This window comes from Paenibacillus sp. Paensp111 (assembly GCF_059492195.1).
Window position 1 is genome coordinate 697,711 of sequence record NZ_CP168527.1, and the last position, 18,230, is coordinate 715,940.

At 51.8% G+C, this 18,230-nt stretch carries 16 protein-coding genes and 1 pseudogene; 12 read left to right on the top strand and 5 right to left on the bottom strand.

The genetic code is table 11. The features are described 5' to 3' along the window. Positions 1 to 100: 100 nt before the first annotated feature. The gene (locus tag ACEN86_RS03330; protein ID WP_495632953.1) at positions 101 to 832 is read right to left on the bottom strand and encodes an alpha/beta hydrolase; all 732 of its coding nucleotides are present in this window, start codon (positions 830 to 832) and stop codon (positions 101 to 103) included. A gap of 154 nt (positions 833 to 986) precedes the next feature. On the opposite strand from ACEN86_RS03330, the gene acpS reads away from it, so the two are divergent. Together acpS and mutY are read left to right on the top strand one after the other, a co-directional pair. After that, positions 987 to 1,376, top strand: a complete 390-nt coding sequence (gene acpS, locus ACEN86_RS03335; RefSeq protein WP_495632954.1) for a holo-ACP synthase — start codon at positions 987 to 989, stop codon at positions 1,374 to 1,376. 44 nt (positions 1,377 to 1,420) lie between these two features. Further along, positions 1,421 to 2,608: an A/G-specific adenine glycosylase gene (gene mutY, locus ACEN86_RS03340; RefSeq protein WP_495632955.1), complete on the top strand. Its 1,188-nt coding sequence runs from the start codon at positions 1,421 to 1,423 to the stop codon at positions 2,606 to 2,608. Positions 2,609 to 2,689: 81 nt separating this feature from the next. Here the strand turns inward: mutY and ACEN86_RS03345 are convergent, their stop codons facing one another. Next, positions 2,690 to 2,881, bottom strand: coding sequence for a hypothetical protein (locus ACEN86_RS03345; RefSeq protein WP_495632956.1), 192 nt, complete (start codon positions 2,879 to 2,881; stop codon positions 2,690 to 2,692). A gap of 385 nt (positions 2,882 to 3,266) precedes the next feature. Between ACEN86_RS03345 and ACEN86_RS03350 the strand changes: the two genes are divergently transcribed. Beyond that, the gene (locus ACEN86_RS03350; RefSeq protein WP_495632957.1) at positions 3,267 to 6,971 is read left to right on the top strand and encodes an SGBP N-terminal domain-containing protein; all 3,705 of its coding nucleotides are present in this window, start codon (positions 3,267 to 3,269) and stop codon (positions 6,969 to 6,971) included. Positions 6,972 to 7,253: 282 nt separating this feature from the next. Here ACEN86_RS03350 and ACEN86_RS03355 read toward each other — a convergent pair whose 3' ends face one another. Then, the gene (locus tag ACEN86_RS03355; protein ID WP_495632958.1) at positions 7,254 to 7,868 is read right to left on the bottom strand and encodes a superoxide dismutase; all 615 of its coding nucleotides are present in this window, start codon (positions 7,866 to 7,868) and stop codon (positions 7,254 to 7,256) included. Positions 7,869 to 8,080: 212 nt separating this feature from the next. Between ACEN86_RS03355 and chrA the strand changes: the two genes are divergently transcribed. From chrA to folE, 7 genes and pseudogenes are all read left to right on the top strand, one after another. Continuing rightward, positions 8,081 to 9,292, top strand: coding sequence for a chromate efflux transporter (gene chrA / locus ACEN86_RS03360; RefSeq protein WP_495632959.1), 1,212 nt, complete (start codon positions 8,081 to 8,083; stop codon positions 9,290 to 9,292). A 359-nt stretch (positions 9,293 to 9,651) separates the two neighbouring features. Beyond that, positions 9,652 to 10,089 (top strand): GNAT family N-acetyltransferase, encoded by a 438-nt coding sequence (locus tag ACEN86_RS03365; protein ID WP_495632960.1) that lies wholly within the window; start codon positions 9,652 to 9,654, stop codon positions 10,087 to 10,089. A 147-nt stretch (positions 10,090 to 10,236) separates the two neighbouring features. Continuing rightward, the gene (gene lepB / locus ACEN86_RS03370) at positions 10,237 to 10,833 is read left to right on the top strand and encodes a signal peptidase I (RefSeq protein WP_495632961.1); all 597 of its coding nucleotides are present in this window, start codon (positions 10,237 to 10,239) and stop codon (positions 10,831 to 10,833) included. 29 nt (positions 10,834 to 10,862) lie between these two features. Further along, positions 10,863 to 12,026: pseudogene (gene queG / locus ACEN86_RS03375) on the top strand (tRNA epoxyqueuosine(34) reductase QueG); the annotation flags it as partial. Between the two features lie 92 nt (positions 12,027 to 12,118). Continuing rightward, complete coding sequence (locus tag ACEN86_RS03380) at positions 12,119 to 13,156, top strand: HD-GYP domain-containing protein (protein ID WP_495632962.1); 1,038 nt, start codon at positions 12,119 to 12,121, stop codon at positions 13,154 to 13,156. 98 nt (positions 13,157 to 13,254) lie between these two features. Further along, positions 13,255 to 13,485 (top strand): YneF family protein, encoded by a 231-nt coding sequence (locus tag ACEN86_RS03385; RefSeq protein ID WP_495632963.1) that lies wholly within the window; start codon positions 13,255 to 13,257, stop codon positions 13,483 to 13,485. A 45-nt stretch (positions 13,486 to 13,530) separates the two neighbouring features. Continuing rightward, on the top strand, positions 13,531 to 14,124 hold the full coding sequence (folE, locus tag ACEN86_RS03390; protein WP_127201095.1) for a GTP cyclohydrolase I FolE: 594 nt from the start codon (positions 13,531 to 13,533) through the stop codon (positions 14,122 to 14,124). Positions 14,125 to 14,224: 100 nt separating this feature from the next. Here the strand turns inward: folE and ACEN86_RS03395 are convergent, their stop codons facing one another. After that, positions 14,225 to 15,649, bottom strand: coding sequence for a Fe-Mn family superoxide dismutase (locus ACEN86_RS03395; RefSeq protein ID WP_495632964.1), 1,425 nt, complete (start codon positions 15,647 to 15,649; stop codon positions 14,225 to 14,227). Positions 15,650 to 15,736: 87 nt separating this feature from the next. Next, entirely contained in the window at positions 15,737 to 16,756 is a 1,020-nt protein-coding gene (locus ACEN86_RS03400) for an alpha/beta hydrolase (RefSeq protein WP_495632965.1), read from the bottom strand. Positions 16,757 to 16,988: 232 nt separating this feature from the next. On the opposite strand from ACEN86_RS03400, the gene ACEN86_RS03405 reads away from it, so the two are divergent. Then, positions 16,989 to 17,732, top strand: coding sequence for an IclR family transcriptional regulator (locus tag ACEN86_RS03405; RefSeq protein WP_495632966.1), 744 nt, complete (start codon positions 16,989 to 16,991; stop codon positions 17,730 to 17,732). A 99-nt stretch (positions 17,733 to 17,831) separates the two neighbouring features. Then, positions 17,832 to 18,143, top strand: a complete 312-nt coding sequence (locus tag ACEN86_RS03410; RefSeq protein WP_495632967.1) for a hypothetical protein — start codon at positions 17,832 to 17,834, stop codon at positions 18,141 to 18,143. Positions 18,144 to 18,230: the final 87 nt, after the last annotated feature.

Sequence of the window (18,230 nt, forward strand, 5' to 3'; positions counted from 1 at the left end):
CGAGCCGCTAATTGAATTCTTTACTGCAAAGCCAGGGCCGCCCCTATTGGGACGGCCCTATTGTTATGAACAGGATGAATAACATTAAGCAAGTTATTCATTAATCCATTGAATGATTTCGATTGCGGAGTACATCCGAGATGAACGATTCACTGGCATTGATGGCATCCTTCAGCTGACGGCTGGCTCCTTGAAAAGGGTGGACCGTATTGAAGGTATGATTGCCGCCTTCAATCTGAATCCAGGGGATATGGGGATTCGCCTGCACAAGCCGGCGGGACCCATCTATAAGATGATCCGCAGTGCCTTGAACAAGAGCAACCGCGAAATCGGCAAAAGCAATACGACTGTGAATATCATATTTGGCCCTCTGATCCTCTGTGAAGAGATCAAGCTTCGTAACGCCATTCCAGGACAAGACCCCTGTTAAAGTGCGCGGATGGTCGAATCCGTAGATTAGACACACTCCCGCGCCGCGGCCGTGTCCGATCAGAAAGAGGGGAAGTAGGGAGAGCTGCGGGTCCTCGCGAAGATAGGAGATAAGTATCTCCAGGTCACGAAGCTCGGGCTCACAGGTATCCACCGTGAACTTCTCCATTTCCGATAACGCCTGCGGATTATCCCAGGCTTCATTATGGGAGAAATTGAATGTAATGACTTCATGATGGCGGCTGAGCTGATCGGCTGTATAGGGGAACAGGGCATATTCCTTGAACCCTTTGAGGCCATGGGCCAGAATAATTAAGCTCTGCGGCTCTGAATCCCTGGAAGGATAGCGGGTACACCTGAGTATGTCTGTATGGTCCAGCGGGATATTGAAATCTATGGGCATCAAGCTCACATCCTTATCTGGGTTATGAATTCATTCATAGGTGTATATGCCATTCCATTATATCACAGGCGGTGTAAGGACTCGCATGACAGCCCTGTAGTTGATACAATGAGAGGATAAGAGCTTACACAAGAAAGAGAAGGAAGGGTGTACATTGATCCATGGCATCGGGCATGATGTGGTCGAGATAGACCGAATTAAGAGACTGACCGGCAGCATGCACGGGGAGCGGTTTGTGAATCGGGTCCTGACGGCCGAGGAGAGGGGGCTGGCTGTAGGACACAGCCGGGCTGCCGAATATACGGCGGGGCGATTCGCGGCCAAGGAAGCCGTGAGTAAGGCTTTTGGATGCGGGATTGGCAGCATATTAGGCTTTCAGGATATTGAGATTATTCCGGATGCGTCCGGCAAGCCATGGGCGAAGCTTACGAGAGAGGCCTGGGAACGGCTTAACATTGCAGACCCCGGAATCTACACAATCCATGTGAGCATTACACATGAGCGGCAGCTTGCCTCAGCTTTTGTCATCGTGGAGCGTATATAGTTCATATCACATATAAGGAATTTTATAGGAGACAAGGAGATAGAATGCAGCAGGATAACCAACAATTTTTTAGTACAGAGCTTCTGGAATGGTACGGACACGCCAAAAGAGACCTGCCCTGGCGCAGACACCGGGACCCTTATTTCATATGGGTATCCGAGATTATGCTGCAGCAGACCCGGGTGGATACGGTTATTCCGTATTTTCACCGTTTTATTGAGAAGTTCCCTACCATCGCAGCTCTAGCCCAGGCACCGGAAGAAGAGGTGCTTAAATGCTGGGAGGGGCTTGGATACTACTCTCGCGCAAGAAATCTGCAGGCGGCTGCCAAGCAGGTCACTGAACTGCACGGCGGGGTCATTCCTGAAGACCTGAACGCCGTGTCGGCGCTCAAGGGAGTGGGGCCTTATACCCGGGGCTCCATTATGAGCATCGCTTTCAACCGGCCAGTTCCTGCGGTGGACGGAAATGTAATGCGGGTGCTGTCGCGCTTCTTCTTAATTGAAGAAGATATTATGAAGGTTAGCACACGCAAATCGATGGAGGTGCTGGCCGAAGCGCTCATTCCTGAAGGCCGTGCCTCTGACTTTAATCAGGCACTAATGGAGCTCGGCGCACTCGTCTGTACGCCTAAGTCGCCCCACTGCCTGACCTGCCCGGTCATGCAGCACTGCCAGGGACGAATTGCCGGCATGGAGACGCAGCTGCCGGTAAAGACCAAGGCCAAGAAGCCGCGGCCGGAGTATCGCCTGGCCGCGCTCATTGAAGGCAGCGGCGCCGACGCAGGCCGCGTGCTGGTTCAGCAGCGGCCAGCCACAGGCCTGCTGGCCCGCATGTGGGAGCTGCCGCACATTCTGGCGGCAGCGGAGGACCCGGCCGGCGGCGCCGGGCTGCCTGATGAGCCGGCTATAGACCGGCTCACGCAGGCCCTGGCCGCCGAAGGCCATTACGCGCAGCCGCAGGGGCTCTATATGGAAGCTGAACATACGTTCAGTCACATCCACTGGAACCTGCGCGTGTACCGCTTCCGCCAGTCGCCGGAGCTCGGCGCCCTGGCGGCACTGGGCGCTGTAGCGGAGTCCGGCGCGGAATATGAGATTGCGGCATCAGGGGAGGATGCCGCGCTTAGGACTCGCTGGATCAATCAGGCCGACATGGAGCAGCTTGCTTTTCCCAATGTGTTCCTGAGGATTCTGAATCAGTACTTTGCCGGCGGGGATGAACAGGAATAATTCTCGGCCTTATAAATAAGAAACAGCCTTCAACACCGTTATGGCGGGTTGAAGGCTGTTTGTCGCGGGATTCAATTCTTCCTAGATCATGCGATTCTCAACGGATTTCATTTTGTTCTGCTGGTCGGGGACGCGGCTCTGATCTAGAATTTCCTGATCATGCGGATGCGCCATCTCTCCATTAACACTGCGGGCAAAGCTTGTGAACTGGGCCTTCTGCTTGTCAGCTTCATGCTTAGACTTCAATAGTTCCTGCGGATCATTGGTAGTCATTTTTTCACAACCTCCTTATCAGAATGGATGGAACCAAAAGGACCAAGTTTTGGGGTGACCATGATAGTTCATCCATCAGAGTTGTTATTACTTTACCCATTTCCGCTGTTTCAAACCATTTTTATTTGGTTAAAACATGTGTTTTTTTTCATTTTTCTTTATTTAAGTGAAGTATTTATACAGGCGGGATGCTAGAATGAAGGGAAGGTATGGATATTATTGGATTATACGCAATGATAATTATCACAACGACATAAGAACTATGCCGATAGACCTGTAGACCGTTGGGAAATCTAGTATGTTCAGAGAAAGGATGAGTAGGATTACTAGTTCGTTAAGAAGCTTGTTCAAAAAGGGGATTATCGCTTTTCTAGGAGCACTGATCATGATATCAAGCTGCTTCTCTCTGCTTCATTATGACAACACCGCGATGGCCGCGACGAATACCATTTCGTTCAGCGGGCCACAATCCGATGTATTCGGATCTGATGGTATCGCCACAGACGGAGAAGGGGGTTCTACAGACATCTCCGGAAAAACCATTCAAGTTTACGGCATCAATCCTGACGGAAGCCAGATGGGTACAGGGGGGATGTATTACTTTGATGGGAATAACCCAAGTTGGCCAGGCTATTTGCCGCTAGTGGCTTGGTATGACTTTACGGATAACCCGAATTATGGGCTCGCCGTAAAATCGGCTGACGGATCCAACTTTAAGCTTAGTTCGGTGAATTTTCTGGACTGGGGAAACTTTGACGGCGATACCTATGCGATTGAAGCATTTAAAGATGGAGTATCGCAGGGAAGAGTCACCTTTCTGGGCAATATCTCCATGAACTATGTTGCTCTGGATCACAATTCCACACTAAATACGGACTTTGACAATATTGATGAGTTTCGGATTTACAGAAGCATAGGAACTCCTGACTCCTACGTGGCCCTTAACGATATTGTCATCACTGATCCGGTAGTTCCTCTCAGTACTACAAAGGCGATCACAGCATTCGACTTCGGTGCCCTGAATGTCACTGGAACGGTGAACGAAGCGGCTAAGACGGTTGCGTTAACCGTTCCGTATGGTACGGATGTGACGAGCCTTACGCCGACCATTACACATACGGGCGTGAGCATCACCCCGAACAGCGGGACGGCGCAGAATTTCAGCAGCCCGGTGACCTATACGGTGAAAGCGGAGGACAATTCAACGCAGACATACACGGTGACGGTAACTGTAGCGCCGAATCCGGCAAAGGCGATCACAGCGTTCGACTTCGGAACCCTGAACGTCACCGGAACGGTGGACGAAGCAGCGAAGACGGTTGCGCTGACCGTTCCGTATGGAACGGATGTGACGAGCCTTACGCCGACCATTACACATACGGGCGTGAGCATCAGCCCGAACAGCGGAGCGGCGCAGGACTTCAGCAGCCCGGTGACCTACACGGTGAAGGCGGCGGACAATTCGACGCAGACGTACACGGTGACGGTAACGATAGCGCCGAATCCGGCAAAGGCGATCACAGCGTTCGACTTCGGTGCCCTGAATATCACCGGAACGGTTGATGAAGTGGCGAAGACGATTGCGGTAACGGTACCTTATGGTACGGATGTAACGAGTCTTGTGCCGACGATTACGCATACGGGTGCAAGCATTAGCCCGAACAGCGGAACAGCGCAGGACTTCAGCAGCCCGGTGACCTATACGGTGAAGGCGGCGGACAATTCAACGCAGACGTACACCGTGACGGTAACGATAGCGCAGAACCCCGCTAAGGCGATTACGGCATTCGACTTCGGTGCCCTGAATATCACCGGAACTGTTGATGAAGTGGCGAAGACGATTGCGGTAACGGTACCTTATGGTACGGATGTAACGAGTCTTGTGCCGACGATTACGCATACGGGTGCAAGCATTAGCCCGAACAGCGGAACAGCGCAGGATTTCAGCAGCCTGGTGACCTACACGGTGAAGGCGGCGGATGATTCAACGCAGACGTATACCGTGACGGTAACGGTAGCGCAGAACCCCGCTAAGGCGATTACGGCGTTCGACTTCGGAGCCCTGAACGTCACCGGAACGGTGGACGAAGCAGCGAAGACGGTTGCGCTGACCGTTCCGTATGGTACGGATGTGACGAGCCTTACGCCGACGATTACGCATACGGGTGCAAGCATTAGCCCGAACAGCGGAGCGGCGCAGGATTTCAGCAGCCCGGTGACCTATACGGTGAAGGCGGCGGATGATACAACGCAGACGTACACCGTGACGGTAACTGTAGCGCCGAACCCGGCTAAGGCGATCACGGCGTTCGACTTCGGAGCCCTGAACGTCACTGGAACGGTAAATGAAGCGACGAAGACGATTGCGTTGACCGTCCCGTATGGTACGGATGTGACGAGCCTAGTGCCGACGATTACGCATACGGGTGCAAGCATTAGCCCGAACAGCGGCTCGGCACAGAATTTCAGCAGCCCAGTGACCTATACAGTGAAAGCGGCGGATAACTCGGTTCAGACGTATACCGTGACGGTAACGATACAGGCCCGGGTTGCTGCGCCGATCGCAGGCCCGGCAAGCGGTGCGGTGGCTTCCGGTACAACAGTCACGCTGACCAGCGCTACGTCTGGAGCCGTCATTCATTACACCCTGGACGGCAGCACGCCAACAGCAGGCAGTCCTGTGTACAGTACACCGATCAGCATCACAAGCGCACGGACAATCAAGGCGATTGCTGTGAAGTCAGGTATGGCGGACAGCGAGGTTTTGACCGCAAGCTATACGATTGCGGTTCCGAATCCACCATCTTCTCCTGTGCCAGCCACGCCAGCACCGGTAACAAGTAACGTGGACGTGCTGGTGAACGGCAAAATTGAATCTGCCGGTATCTCCTCAACGAGTCAGCAGGACGGCCAGTCGGTTACAACGATTACAATCGATGAGAAGAAGCTGGAACAGCGGCTGCAATCGGAAGTTAGCGGGGCAGTCATCACGATCCCGGTTAACACGGGTTCGGATGTAATTATCGGGAAGCTGAACGGTCAGATGGTCAAGAATATGGAGGGTAAGCAGGCCGTTATAGAAATCCGTACGAAGAACGCGACCTATACAATCCCGGCCAACCAAATCAATATTAATGACCTCTCGAAACACATGGGAAGTGGTGTTGATCTAAAGGATATAACAATCAATATTGAAATATCCTCACCCAAGTCAGATACTGCACAGATCATCCAGCGAGCCGCGTCGAATGGCGGCTTTACATTAGTTGTTCCAGCCCTGCAATTTACAGTGAACGCCGTGTATGGCAATCAGACAACGGAAGTAAACAAGTTCAACGCTTATGTAGAGCGGACGGTTGCTATTCCTGACGGTATAGATCCGAACAAGATAACGACAGGGATTGTGGTGGAGCCGGACGGTACAGTGCGTCATGTGCCGACCAAGGTGGTCAAGAATGAGAACGGGTATTTTGCCAAAATCAGCAGCTTGACGAACAGCACGTACGCCGTTGTATGGCATCCGGTAGCTTTCTCTGATGTTGCTGCACATTGGGCGAAGGACGCTGTCAATGACATGGGCTCACGGATGGTTGTAAACGGCTTTGAAGATGGGACATTCAAGCCGGATCAGAACATGACCCGTGCCGAGTTTGCAGCGATAATTGTCCGCGGATTGGGTCTCAAATTAGAGAGCGGAACCGCGAAGTTCCGTGATGTTCAATCCAGTGACTGGTATGCGAATGCGGTGCACACGGCATCGGCTTACGACCTCATTCGTGGTTATGAAGACGGGAGCTTCCGTCCGAACGATAAGATCACCCGTGAGCAGGCCATGGTGATTATCGCCAGGGCGATGAAGATCAGCGGCTTGCAGGACAAGATTCAAGGACAGGATACGAAGGCGCAGATTCACGATTTCGCAGATGCGAATGCCATTTCCGCCTGGGCGGCAGATGGCGTATCGAGTGTGCTGCTTGCGGGGATCGTAACTGGTCGAAACGGCAAACTGCTCGATCCGGGTACCTCTGTGACCCGTGCCGAGGTGGCTGTGATGGTTCGCAATCTGCTTCGGAACTCGGGGCTAATCTAGCAGGCTTTGAAGACTGCCCCGTATGCTTTTGTTTAATGTAAAATGTTAGTAAAGCAGCGGTTCTCCGGTTAATGGAGGACCGCTGCTTTTTATTCTTGGCTGTTGGCGGCTCGCCTCAGTAATTGAGAGGCAAGCGAAATCTACGGCAGCAGCCCGAGAGCACAGCGATTCGAACAGCGATCCGTTCGAGGGAGCGTTCACTCCAAATTTTCACGCTAGTGGGGTGTAGGCGAACAGCACACAAAAAAGACCGCTTGCGCGGTCTTCTCGGTGTAGAGCTTATTATTTTTTTGCAGCCTCGTAACGTTTGTTCACTTCGTCCCAGTTGATGACATTCCAGAACGCTGCGATGTAGTCAGGGCGCTTGTTTTGATATTTCAGGTAGTAAGCATGCTCCCATACGTCCAGACCTAGAACCGGAGTTTGTCCGTCTTGAAGCGGATTGTCCTGGTTAGGTGTGCTGGTTACTGCAAGCTTGCCGTCTTTGCCCACTACGAGCCAAGCCCAGCCGCTGCCGAAACGGGTAGTTGCTGCTTTAGCGAAATCTTCTTTGAACTTGTCGAAGCCGCCAAGCTCGCTGTCGATAGCCGAAGCAATTGCGCCAGTAGGGTTGCCGCCGCCATTAGGTCCAATGATCTCCCAGAAAAGAGTATGGTTGGCATGGCCGCCACCGTTGTTGCGAACTGCAGTACGGATGTTCTCAGGAACGGCATCCAAGTTGGAAATCAATTCTTCAACGCTCTTATCTTGCAGCTCTGGTGCACTTTCGAGTGCTGCATTAAGATTGGTGACATATGTGTTATGGTGACGATCATGGTGAATATTCATGGTTTGTTCGTCGATATGTGGTTCAAGTGCATTTGCTGGGTAAGGCAATGCTGGTAATTGATGAGCCATTTGTGAATCCCTCCTGAAATGTTATTAGTATTTAACACATGCAAAAGAGCACCAATGTATGTACCGATGCTACTATATTTATTAAACCTTATAATTAAAAGTAAATCAATAGGGATGTATGGAAACAGCTGGATATTGGCCGCCTTATATGGCATTGTAATGTTAGATAGAAACAGCGACAAATCAATATGCAGGTGGAGGAGATTCAAACCATGCACAAGGAAAATACTGCATCGCCGGGCTCATCCAAGCCCGAACCGTCAAGGCTATTGGAGATCCTTGCGGTGTCCACAAAGCTTGGGCTTACCTCTTTTGGAGGACCTACTGCGCATCTTGGTTATTTCCATAACGAGTATATCCGCCGAAGGAAATGGATGGATGAGCGAAGCTACGCCGATCTGGTTGCGCTGTGCCAGTTCCTGCCCGGGCCGGCCAGCAGTCAGGTTGGCATCGGAATCGGCATGATGCGTGCCGGCGTGCTTGGAGGACTGATTGCCTGGCTTGGCTTCACACTACCTTCCGTTGCTGCCCTCATCCTGTTCGCAGTATGGATGCAGGGCATGGACATCAGCGCGTCAGGCTGGATTCATGGGCTCAAGATCGCTGCCGTGGCGATCGTCGCTCATGCGGTTCTTGGCATGGGACAGAAGCTTGCCTCCGATAAGAAGCGGGCGACGATAGCTGTCCTGTCTGCAGCGGTGATATTGCTGTGGCAGACGGTATTTAGCCAGGTTGCTGTAATTGCGGCTGCGGGGCTTCTCGGTCTATGGCTATATCGCAAGGTGGACGTGCCTGACATTCCGGATACGATTGTACCGGTGAAGCGCAGCTTTGCCCTGCTATGTCTTACGCTGCTGATCAGCCTACTGCTTATACTTCCCCTGCTTCGGTTATTTATCCACCAGCCGCTGCTGGCCTTATTCGACAGCTTTTACCGATCCGGGTCGCTCGTATTTGGAGGAGGACACGTTGTGCTTCCTCTCCTTGAGAGGGAGACCGTAGGAGCAGGCTGGATCAGCAAATCCGATTTTCTAGCAGGTTATGGGGCTACTCAGGCAGTTCCAGGTCCGCTGTTCACCTTCGCCTCCTACCTGGGGCAGATGTCTGAAGGATATATCGGGGCCATAACGGCCACCGTTGCCATCTTCCTGCCGGCCTTTCTGCTCATCGCCGGAACGCTTCCGTTCTGGAGTCTCATTCGCCGGAACAGCAAAGTTCAGGGAGCGCTGATCGCCATCAACGCCGCTGTTGTAGGGATTCTTCTTGCCGCCTTGTATAATCCGCTGTGGACAACGACGATTATGAGCTCCAGGGACTTTGTGCTGGCCGCTATTTTATTCCTGCTGCTTGTCTATTGGAAGCTGCCGCCATGGGCTGTTGTCGCTGCAGGGGCAGCTGGAGGCATGATCATATCCATCTTATAGAACTGCATTCCGGATAGTTGGTATTTATTGTAATGACATCTGCCCAAATCTATTCCTGACAGGCTGAAAAATAGGAAAAACCCTTTACTGTAAAGGCTTCTCGATAAGAGGAGCTTTTTGTCTTTGAAGAGGGTAAAACATCAAAAATAATGTAAACGCTTCCTATTAAGCGCTTTCAGAAGAAAACAGGTGATTTGCTTAGATAAATGTGGTTTAATGGTCAAGGAAGCATTAATTTATCGGTTTTTGTCATGAAATATGTTTGATTAATGTAAAATTTATATCGGCTCTTGTGAATAGTGTCTATGCCGATTTTACTTTGCGTTAATCTATCTTGTCAGGAAAAGGGAGATAATGTCATGCGGGTTCGTTCCTTTCAATTGAGTGACGCTAGTCAGGTAATGGAGCTTTTGCAGGTCGCCTTATCGGAAGATTGCTACGAAGATACTAAGCGGGCCTTTGCCCGTCAGCTTTCTTGGGATTCCGAACTCATCGTGGTTACGGAAGTGGATGGGGAAATTGTAGGTGCTTTAATTGGAACGATCGATCAGAACCTGGGTTGTATTTACCGGGTCGCAGTTCATCCAGAATATCGCCGTCAAGGCGTAGGCAAGAATCTGGTATCGGCTATGGAACAGCGTTTCCAGCAGCGAAATGTAAGCCGTATTATGGTTGCAGGTGATGAGCACAATCTTGCTGCCATGCCACTTTATGAAGCGATGGGTTATGCGGGGCGTATTCTTGAAGCTTTTCAGAAGCTCGGAATTGCAGCTACCCACACGTTATCCAGATCATAGAATAAGTCCGAGTTATATCTCTTATAAGCATATCTTTCCGCTCATTGCATTTGGCGGTTAGATATGCTTTTCTATTATTATGTATCAACCGAAAGTCGGGGCATTTCCCGTAATTACGACCCTACTCAATTAAGAGCGAGGTGCCGCATGGAACCTGTATTTCCTTCAAGCAACAAGCCAGACCGCAGGCAGCCCGCTGGATCTGGAGAGAGTCAGCGCAGCTGGCGTACCGAGCTTTGGGATATCATCCGAACAGTGGGGATTGCTCTCATTGTATTGCTGCTGCTTCAAATTTATGTCTTTAATTTATCCGTGGTCAAAGGACAGTCTATGGAACCGACGCTGGAAGAAAGCGAAAGACTGTTCGTGAATAAGATAGTCTACGATTTCCGGGGACCAAAGCCGGGTGAAGTGGTGGTCCTGAAGGATCCGAGCTTGGGACCGGACAAGAAGGAGTACCTGGTTAAGCGCATTGTGGCTGTGCCCGGAGATACCGTGGAAGTAAGAGGTCACCAATTATTTGTGAATAACACCGCTGTGAACGAGTCTTACACAGATATCCAGATTGAGGATGCAGACTTCGGACCTGTCATTCTGAATGCTGACGAGTATTTCGTGATGGGCGACAACCGTCATGCGGGGAGAAGCAAGGACAGCCGATATTTTGGGAATGTGAAGCAAAAGGAAATCATAGGGCGTGCCGAATTTGTATTCTGGCCGTTAACTAAGATCCGTGGTTTGTAGCGGATAATGAGGAATATGAGGTGAGAAGTATGACGCAGGAGGAACATACCGGCGAACAGGTGAATTCCCGCTGGAGCCTGCTGAAGCGTGAAATACAAGAGGCTGCGTCATCCCTTGGCATTGACGATATCGGATTCGCTTCGGCGGACCCGTTTCTTTCTCTCAAAGAAGTGCTGCAGGATCGGCGCCGAAAAGGCTATGAATCCGGCTTTGAGGAGCCTGACATCGATAAAAGAATCTATCCGGAGCTTTCACTTGCGAATCCGGCTTCGCTCATCTCGATTGCGGTGGCCTATCCATCCAAGATGGAGAATCCGCCGAAGTCGGAGCCCGGTGCTAATCGGGGAATCCTGGCCCGTTCGGCTTGGGGAAAGGACTATCACCATGTTCTTCGCGAGGCGATGAAGAAGCTAGAAGCCTTCATCAAGGAGCGGGTTCCAGGTGCCCGGATCGAAAGCATGGTGGATACCGGAGCACTTAATGACCGGGCGGTTGCCGAGCGAGCGGGTATCGGATTTCGCGGAAAGAACAGCTTGATCATCTCGCCCAAGTGGGGCTCATGGATCTACCTCGGCGAGCTGATTACGAATATTCCCTTCCCTCCGGACACCCCGGTTACCGAGGACTGCGGAGAGTGTACGAAATGTCTCGATGCCTGCCCGACTGGCGCGCTTGTGGGTCCAGGGGAGCTGAATGCCCAGCGCTGCGTGTCCTTCCTTACCCAGACGAAGGGGCTCCTTGAAGAGGAGTTCATGCAGAAGATTGGGAACCGTCTGTATGGCTGCGATACCTGTCAGACGGTCTGTCCCAAGAACCGGGGCAAGCACTGGAGTCACAGACCGGAGCTCCTTCCGGATCCCGAGGTGGCCAAGCCGCTGCTGCTGCCTATCTTGGATATCAGCAACCGGGAGTTCAAAGAGCGGTTCGGAGAGAGTGCCGCGGCATGGAGAGGCAAGAAGCCGATTCAGCGAAATGCGTTAATTGGGCTCGGGAACTTCAAAGATCGCCTGGCTGTGCCGAAGATAATAGAAGTGCTGCTTCACGACCCGCGGCCCGAGCTTCGGGGTACCGCAGCGTGGGCGCTTAGCCGGATTGGCGGCCAGGAGGCCATGCAAGGTCTGGAGAGCGCGGCCGGGGCGGAGCAGGATGAAGCTGTGCAAGACCGGATCAGCCGCGCGATTAGTAAGCTTGCGGCAACTGGCCTCGCCGGGGATTCCCGGCACGCTTCAGCCAGTCCGCAGACGAATTAACAGCTGCGTATCAGAATACGGCGGGGGGATCATGTATGAGGTACGTCAGCATAGAGAACATCGAACCAGGACAGCATCTTGGAAGAACGGTATACTCTGCCAATGGAACGGTTCTATTGTCCAGTGGCGTTCAATTAACAGTGTTCATGATTAATACGCTTAACCGCATCGGGGTTACGATGCTGTATATCCAGGACGAACAGTATGCGGATATTGAAGTCGAGGATGTGCTTAGCGAACAGACGAAGCAGGCGATCTTCCGTGAGATGAGCGATACTTTGGATGCGGTGCGTTCCGGCAAGGAGTGGAGTACCCGCAAGCTCAGCTTGTCTATCGATCAGCTCCTGAATGAGGTATTGGACCAAAAAGGGGTCATGGTCCATCTGACTGATATCCGGACGGCTGATAACAATCAGTATCTTCATGCTGTGAATGTCTGTCTGCTGGCTTCCATGATGGGCCTTAATATGGGACTTAATTATACGCAGCTTAAGGATCTTGCGATCGGTGCCATGCTACATGATATCGGCAAAATGGTGGCCGTGCCGGCTGAATCAGCGGAGGAGACAGGGAAATTCCATCATACCTGGCGCGGCTTTGAACTCCTCAAGCAAAAGCGGGAGTTCAGTCTGCTCGTTGCGCACACAGCGCTTCAGCATCATGAGAAGCCGGACGGCACCGGAGTACCGCGCGGACTTGTAGATGAAGAGATTCATCTGTATGCCAAGATTGTTGCGGCAGCGAACCGGTATGACAACCTGATTGGAGCCGGGACAGACGGCTTTAGGGGAAGGGTACTGCCTCATGAGGCCTGTGAGACCATGATGGCTGCATCGGAGCACGATCTTGACCGTAAGGTCCTGATTGAGTTCACACGAATAGTATCCATTTATCCCAATGGAACGTCGGTTCGGTTATCCACCAAGGAGACGGGAGTTGTAGTGCGCCAGCACCGCGGACTTCCGGGACGCCCGGCTATCCGGATTATTCGGGGTTCTGGCGAAGATATGCAAGTGAAGGAAGTCGATCTGGCCACCGAAACAACCCTGTTTATCGAGGCGGTTCTAACGTGATTTTCGGTTTGCCTCGCATGGTTAAAGAATGCTATTATTATTGAGTGCGTCCGCATGTCCGGATGCTGATAAGAATCATAACTTAGAGGTGATCGACCGTGGTTTATGTCGTTGGTATTATTGCGCTTATCGTTGGTTTGATCGGCGGCTTTTTCATCGGTGTCGTATATTTACGCAAGCAGCTGACGAAGATGCAGAGCGATCCGCAAATGCTCCAGAAGATGGCCAAGCAGATGGGCTATAACCTGAATGGCAAGCAAATGCAGCGTGCGCAGCAAATGATGAAGAATCAAGGCGGAATGCCGCCTGTGAATCGCAAGAAGAAGTAAGTCAGATAAGCCGTTATTCGGCTTTTGGAAGGAGGGGGTCAAGTAATGGCAGGCGTTAAAGATTACTTGAATACCCAGGTCGGTAAGAACCGGGAACAAGTTGAACACCATGTGCGGGAGATATTGAAGCTGATTGGTGAAGATGTAGAACGTGAAGGGCTGCTGGACACACCGGCCCGCGTTACCCGCATGTATGAAGAGATTTTTGGCGGATATGAAGTTGATCCTAGAGATGTGCTCGGGGTGACGTTCGAGGAGAACCACGAGGAGCTTGTCATTGTGAAGGATATCGTATACTACAGTCAATGTGAGCACCATATGGCGCCTTTCTTCGGCAAGGTACACATCGGTTATATTCCAAGCGGAAGAATAGCCGGGCTCAGCAAGCTGGCTCGTCTGGTCGAGGCGGTTACAAGACGTCTGCAGGTCCAAGAGCGGATTACTTCACAAATTGCTGATATTATGGACGAAGTTCTAAGCCCTCAAGGGGTTATGGTCGTGGTGGAAGGCGAGCACCTGTGCATGTGTGCACGGGGAGTGAAGAAGCCGGGAAGCAAGACGGTAACTTCTGCAGTACGCGGTACCTTCCGCAGTGAAGCGGCCTCCCGGGCGGAGTTCCTGTCTTTGATCAAATCCTAAGATATTTAGGCGCATTATAATAAATAAAAGGGGCATGCCAGGCTGTGTATTCTGCCTTGGACATGCTCCTTTTATATGTGTTTCATAGTGAAAAGACTGCTTAGAACGGCTGCCATTTCAGCTTGCGGGCCTCGCCGTAGCGGGCAGCGACTTCCGGCCAGTATACAACTTTCCACCAATCGGCAATATACTTCTTGCGTTCATTCTGATGTTTAAGATAATAGGAGTGTTCCCACACATCAATCGGAAGCAGAGGGACTACATCCCATTGGGAGAGGTTCTGGTGCTTTTCAGCTTGTAAAATCTCCAGCCGCTGGCTACGCGGGCTCCAGACCAGAATGGTCCATCCTCCGCCTTCTACCTCTTCAGCCGCTTTGGTGAAGTGCTTCTGAAAGGCTTCATAGCTCCCGAAGTCCTTTCGAATCTGGTCGGCAAGAACTCCCTCTGGGCGGCCTCCGCCTTTCGGGTTCATGGTTGACCAGTAAATCGTATGCAGGTAATGGCCCGCGCCATTGAAGGCGAGCTCCCGCTCCCAGTGCTTAACCAGGTCAAAGTTGCCTGTTCTACGCGCCTCTTCGAGCTTTTTCTCGGCCTTATTCAGGTTGTCAACGTAGCTCTGATGATGCTTGTCGTGATGAATACGCATGGTCGTCTCATCAATATGTGGCTCTAGTGCATTGTACGGATAGGGAAGGGGAGGCAGCTTGTGTCCGCCAATCGGAACCGGCTGGTCCTGTACCGCGGCAGCACCGTTAGCGGAGGCGCCAGAACCCATGGCGGGGTTATTAGGGGTTGCAGCTGCAGCACCGTTATTGAGAGTTCCCGCTCCCATTGGAGTCGTGTTCCCGGCCGCACCGGAGCCCGTCGTGGCGTTGTTCCCTTCATTGCTTGGGCCCAAGGCATGGTTTGAATCCGCACCGGAACCACTCAGGACATTCTTCCCGGCAGAACCTAAGCCCAATCCTGAGTTGTTCTGACCAGCGCCATTTCCCGTCTCGGCTGCGGCTCCCTCCGGTCCCGCCTCTCCTCGAGTGTAATTCATGGCCTGCTGATAAGGATCCAGAATGGGTGGCGGGTTATGCACGGCGTCTTCAATTACGCCCGGTTTGTTGAGCGTCTCAAGCACGCCGAGGAAATACTCAGATTCCCGAATGATATGAAGGATGACGACCTTGGCTAGTGGAATGGCTTTTACGGCAGCGCTTTGATCCAGAACAATATACAGCTGGCGAACCCATTCCCGTGATTGGCGGAAGGAAGCATCGAGCAGCCGCTCAATCTGCTTCAGAAGCTCGGGATGCAGCTGGTTGTGCTGAACTTGGAGAGTATGCTGAAGCAGATCGTTGGCCGCCTTCTCGGTTTCCTCGAACACTTTGGACCAGTCGTCCAGCAGTTTGACATAGGGGGGTTCGAGTGTAGGGACAATAGCTTTAATTACATCGGTATGTTCCTTCTCCTGTTCCTTCCAGAACCGGATTTCTTCCAGAATACGAACAGGCAGATAAGGCCCGTAAACGTAGAGCATAACATGCGTACCTCCTCTAAAAATAACCTCAATAATGAAGTTATGCTGAGAAGAGTTTGGCCTATGCTTTCCCGTTACGGGCCTTATTTATTCCTGCTTTTCTCTTAAGTATGCCTGAGTCTGGCCAAGAAAGGTGGAGACACGGCGTAAATATTCTCTCGGATGCTCACGGAAAATAAGCTCATGGTGTGCTTTATCCACGATCCAGACACTGGAGATCGGATTAGTCTGATTGGAAGCCAGCTTCTCGGCGATCGGATAGGGCGCCTTCTCATCTTCCGTACCATGAATGAACAGGATCGGGAAGGGGTAGTCCTTCTTCTTGACTTCCTGATAAGGAATCTGGCGCAGACTTGTCCCGTTCTGAATAGGCAGCAGCAGTTCCAGGATTTCAATAGATGGATGCTGCGGCAGGTTCATCTTTTGGCGGATGTTATGGTACAGCGTATCCGGTTCAAGCAGGAAGGTGCTGTCCAGAATCATGGCGTCAATATCTTTGCTGACCAGCCCCGCCTGAAGTGCAGTTCCTGCTCCCATGGAGAATCCCCATACGACAATCTCCTTGGCTCCGCGGTGCTTGGCAAGCTGAATAGCGCCAAGGAGCTGCTGAGTCTCCTTCTTCCCACCGGTAGCCACTTCCTTGCTGTTCTGGGCGGCAAATCCGTAGTCGAACATAATGACATTGAAATTCAGCCGGTGCGCGTAATGGGCAAGGTCGTACATAGGTATCCAGCTCTCTTCCCGGTTGGCCCCATAGCCGTGGCTGAACACAATCGTCTTCTTGGAACCCGCGGCAGGTATATACCAGCCCTGCATAGAGCGGCTGCCGTCTATAGCTGGAAAGGATACATCTTCGTATTTCATACCTTTAGCCAACATGGGATTGGAATATAAAGGAGCCACGGTAGGATTGGAAAGTACCCACGCAATATATCCGTGCAGGGCAACAAAGCAGAAGACCAGGAAAAATATAATAGACAGTACCAAAGCTACTAGTACATGCTTGAATTTGATGAATCGTGTGGGCAGGAGCGGTGATGTCTGAGAGCCTCCTTGTGCATTGGAGGACAGGGAAGCATCGCTCCGCGTCGTTGTTGTGGGGTTCATGCGTTCCCTCCTTATTCATATTATCTATGGTGATTACCCGATGAGGGACTCTTAAATCGGAATTGAATTTATAAATTATCGTATGACGGGGAATGGGTAAAGTCAATGCCGGGAAAAATATGGGCCTTTATTGAAGGATTACGTTGGAAGCTGTAGACGAGGCCTAGCATTTTAGATATACTTTATGTAACTGGGTTTCATACAGTGAAACGTTGGGGGAGGGGCTTTCAGAGTGGAAGACCGGAAATTAACTGTACGTGCCGTGGAAAGGGCACTGGATATATTAATGTGTTTTACCAAAGCAACTGATCTGGGACTCACGGAAATCTCCAGCCAGATTGGGCTTCACAAAAGCACGGTTCACCGCCTTATGGCCACACTGGAAGAGAAGGGCTTCGTCATCCGCGATGCCTCTACGGAGAAATACCGGCTTGGACTGAAAATCTGGGAGCTGTCGGCCCATTTGTCCCATAGTGATGACCCTGCTGTATTGCTGCTGCCGCAGATGGAGCAGCTTCGTGATCGGCTCGGCGAGACGGTGAGCTTGTATCTCCTGGATGGAATGGAGCGTCTTCGCATCCAAGCCGTGCAGAGCAACCAGGCCATACGCCGGGTGGCCCCGGTGGGAGCAAGGCTTCCACTGTACGTGGGTGCCTCCAGTAAGGTGCTTGTAGCCTTCTCTGATCCGGGAACTCTGCAGGAAGTTCTAAGCAGTCCGGACTGGCCCGCCTCGGTGGACAAGGAGGATTACATCCGCCAGATGGATGAGATCCGCAGCAAAGGGTATGCCACAAGCTACGAGGAGCGGGAACCGGGGGCGGCTGCCGTATCGGCTCCCATCTTTAATCATGCGGGCCAAGCAGCAGCTGCGCTGTCCGTCTCGGGCCCCGTCAGCCGCCTGTCTCCACAGACGCTGGTTGAATTCGGGCCCATCCTGGTCCAGGCTGCCCGTGAGATGGGCATGATGATGAATTGATCCACGGCAAATGAGGAAAACTTGAAAGACCCGTTTCCGTGAAGATGGGAGAGGGTCTTTTTTTGAAAAGTGCAGCGTATACAGAGGGAGGGGAATGGGTTGATCCTATGGTTGGTTTTTTGGGGTCTTGTTCTGCTGCTCGGCTTCTCCATCAGCCGCGGCAAGCTGTACAGCATGGCGACCAAAGGCCGGGGAAATGCGATGCCCGGAATGGGAATGAACCGGATATTCAGATGGATTGGATTATATTGTTACTCCATCGCCGCAGTCGGTGCGTTAAGAGAGCTTGTTCCCTTGGTCATTAATATAAATCGTTATCTCCATATGTTAAATATTATCCTGGTCTCTTATGTATTTACTGCCACGCTGATTATGCTTGTGAAGCTTCGTCAGGTGAAAGTCGAATCTTAACATTGCTTGCTCCTATTGTCATTATTCTCATTCGTCCTATAAATAAGCAAAGGCCAACCCGTACGGGTTGGCCTTGTTTATTTATGT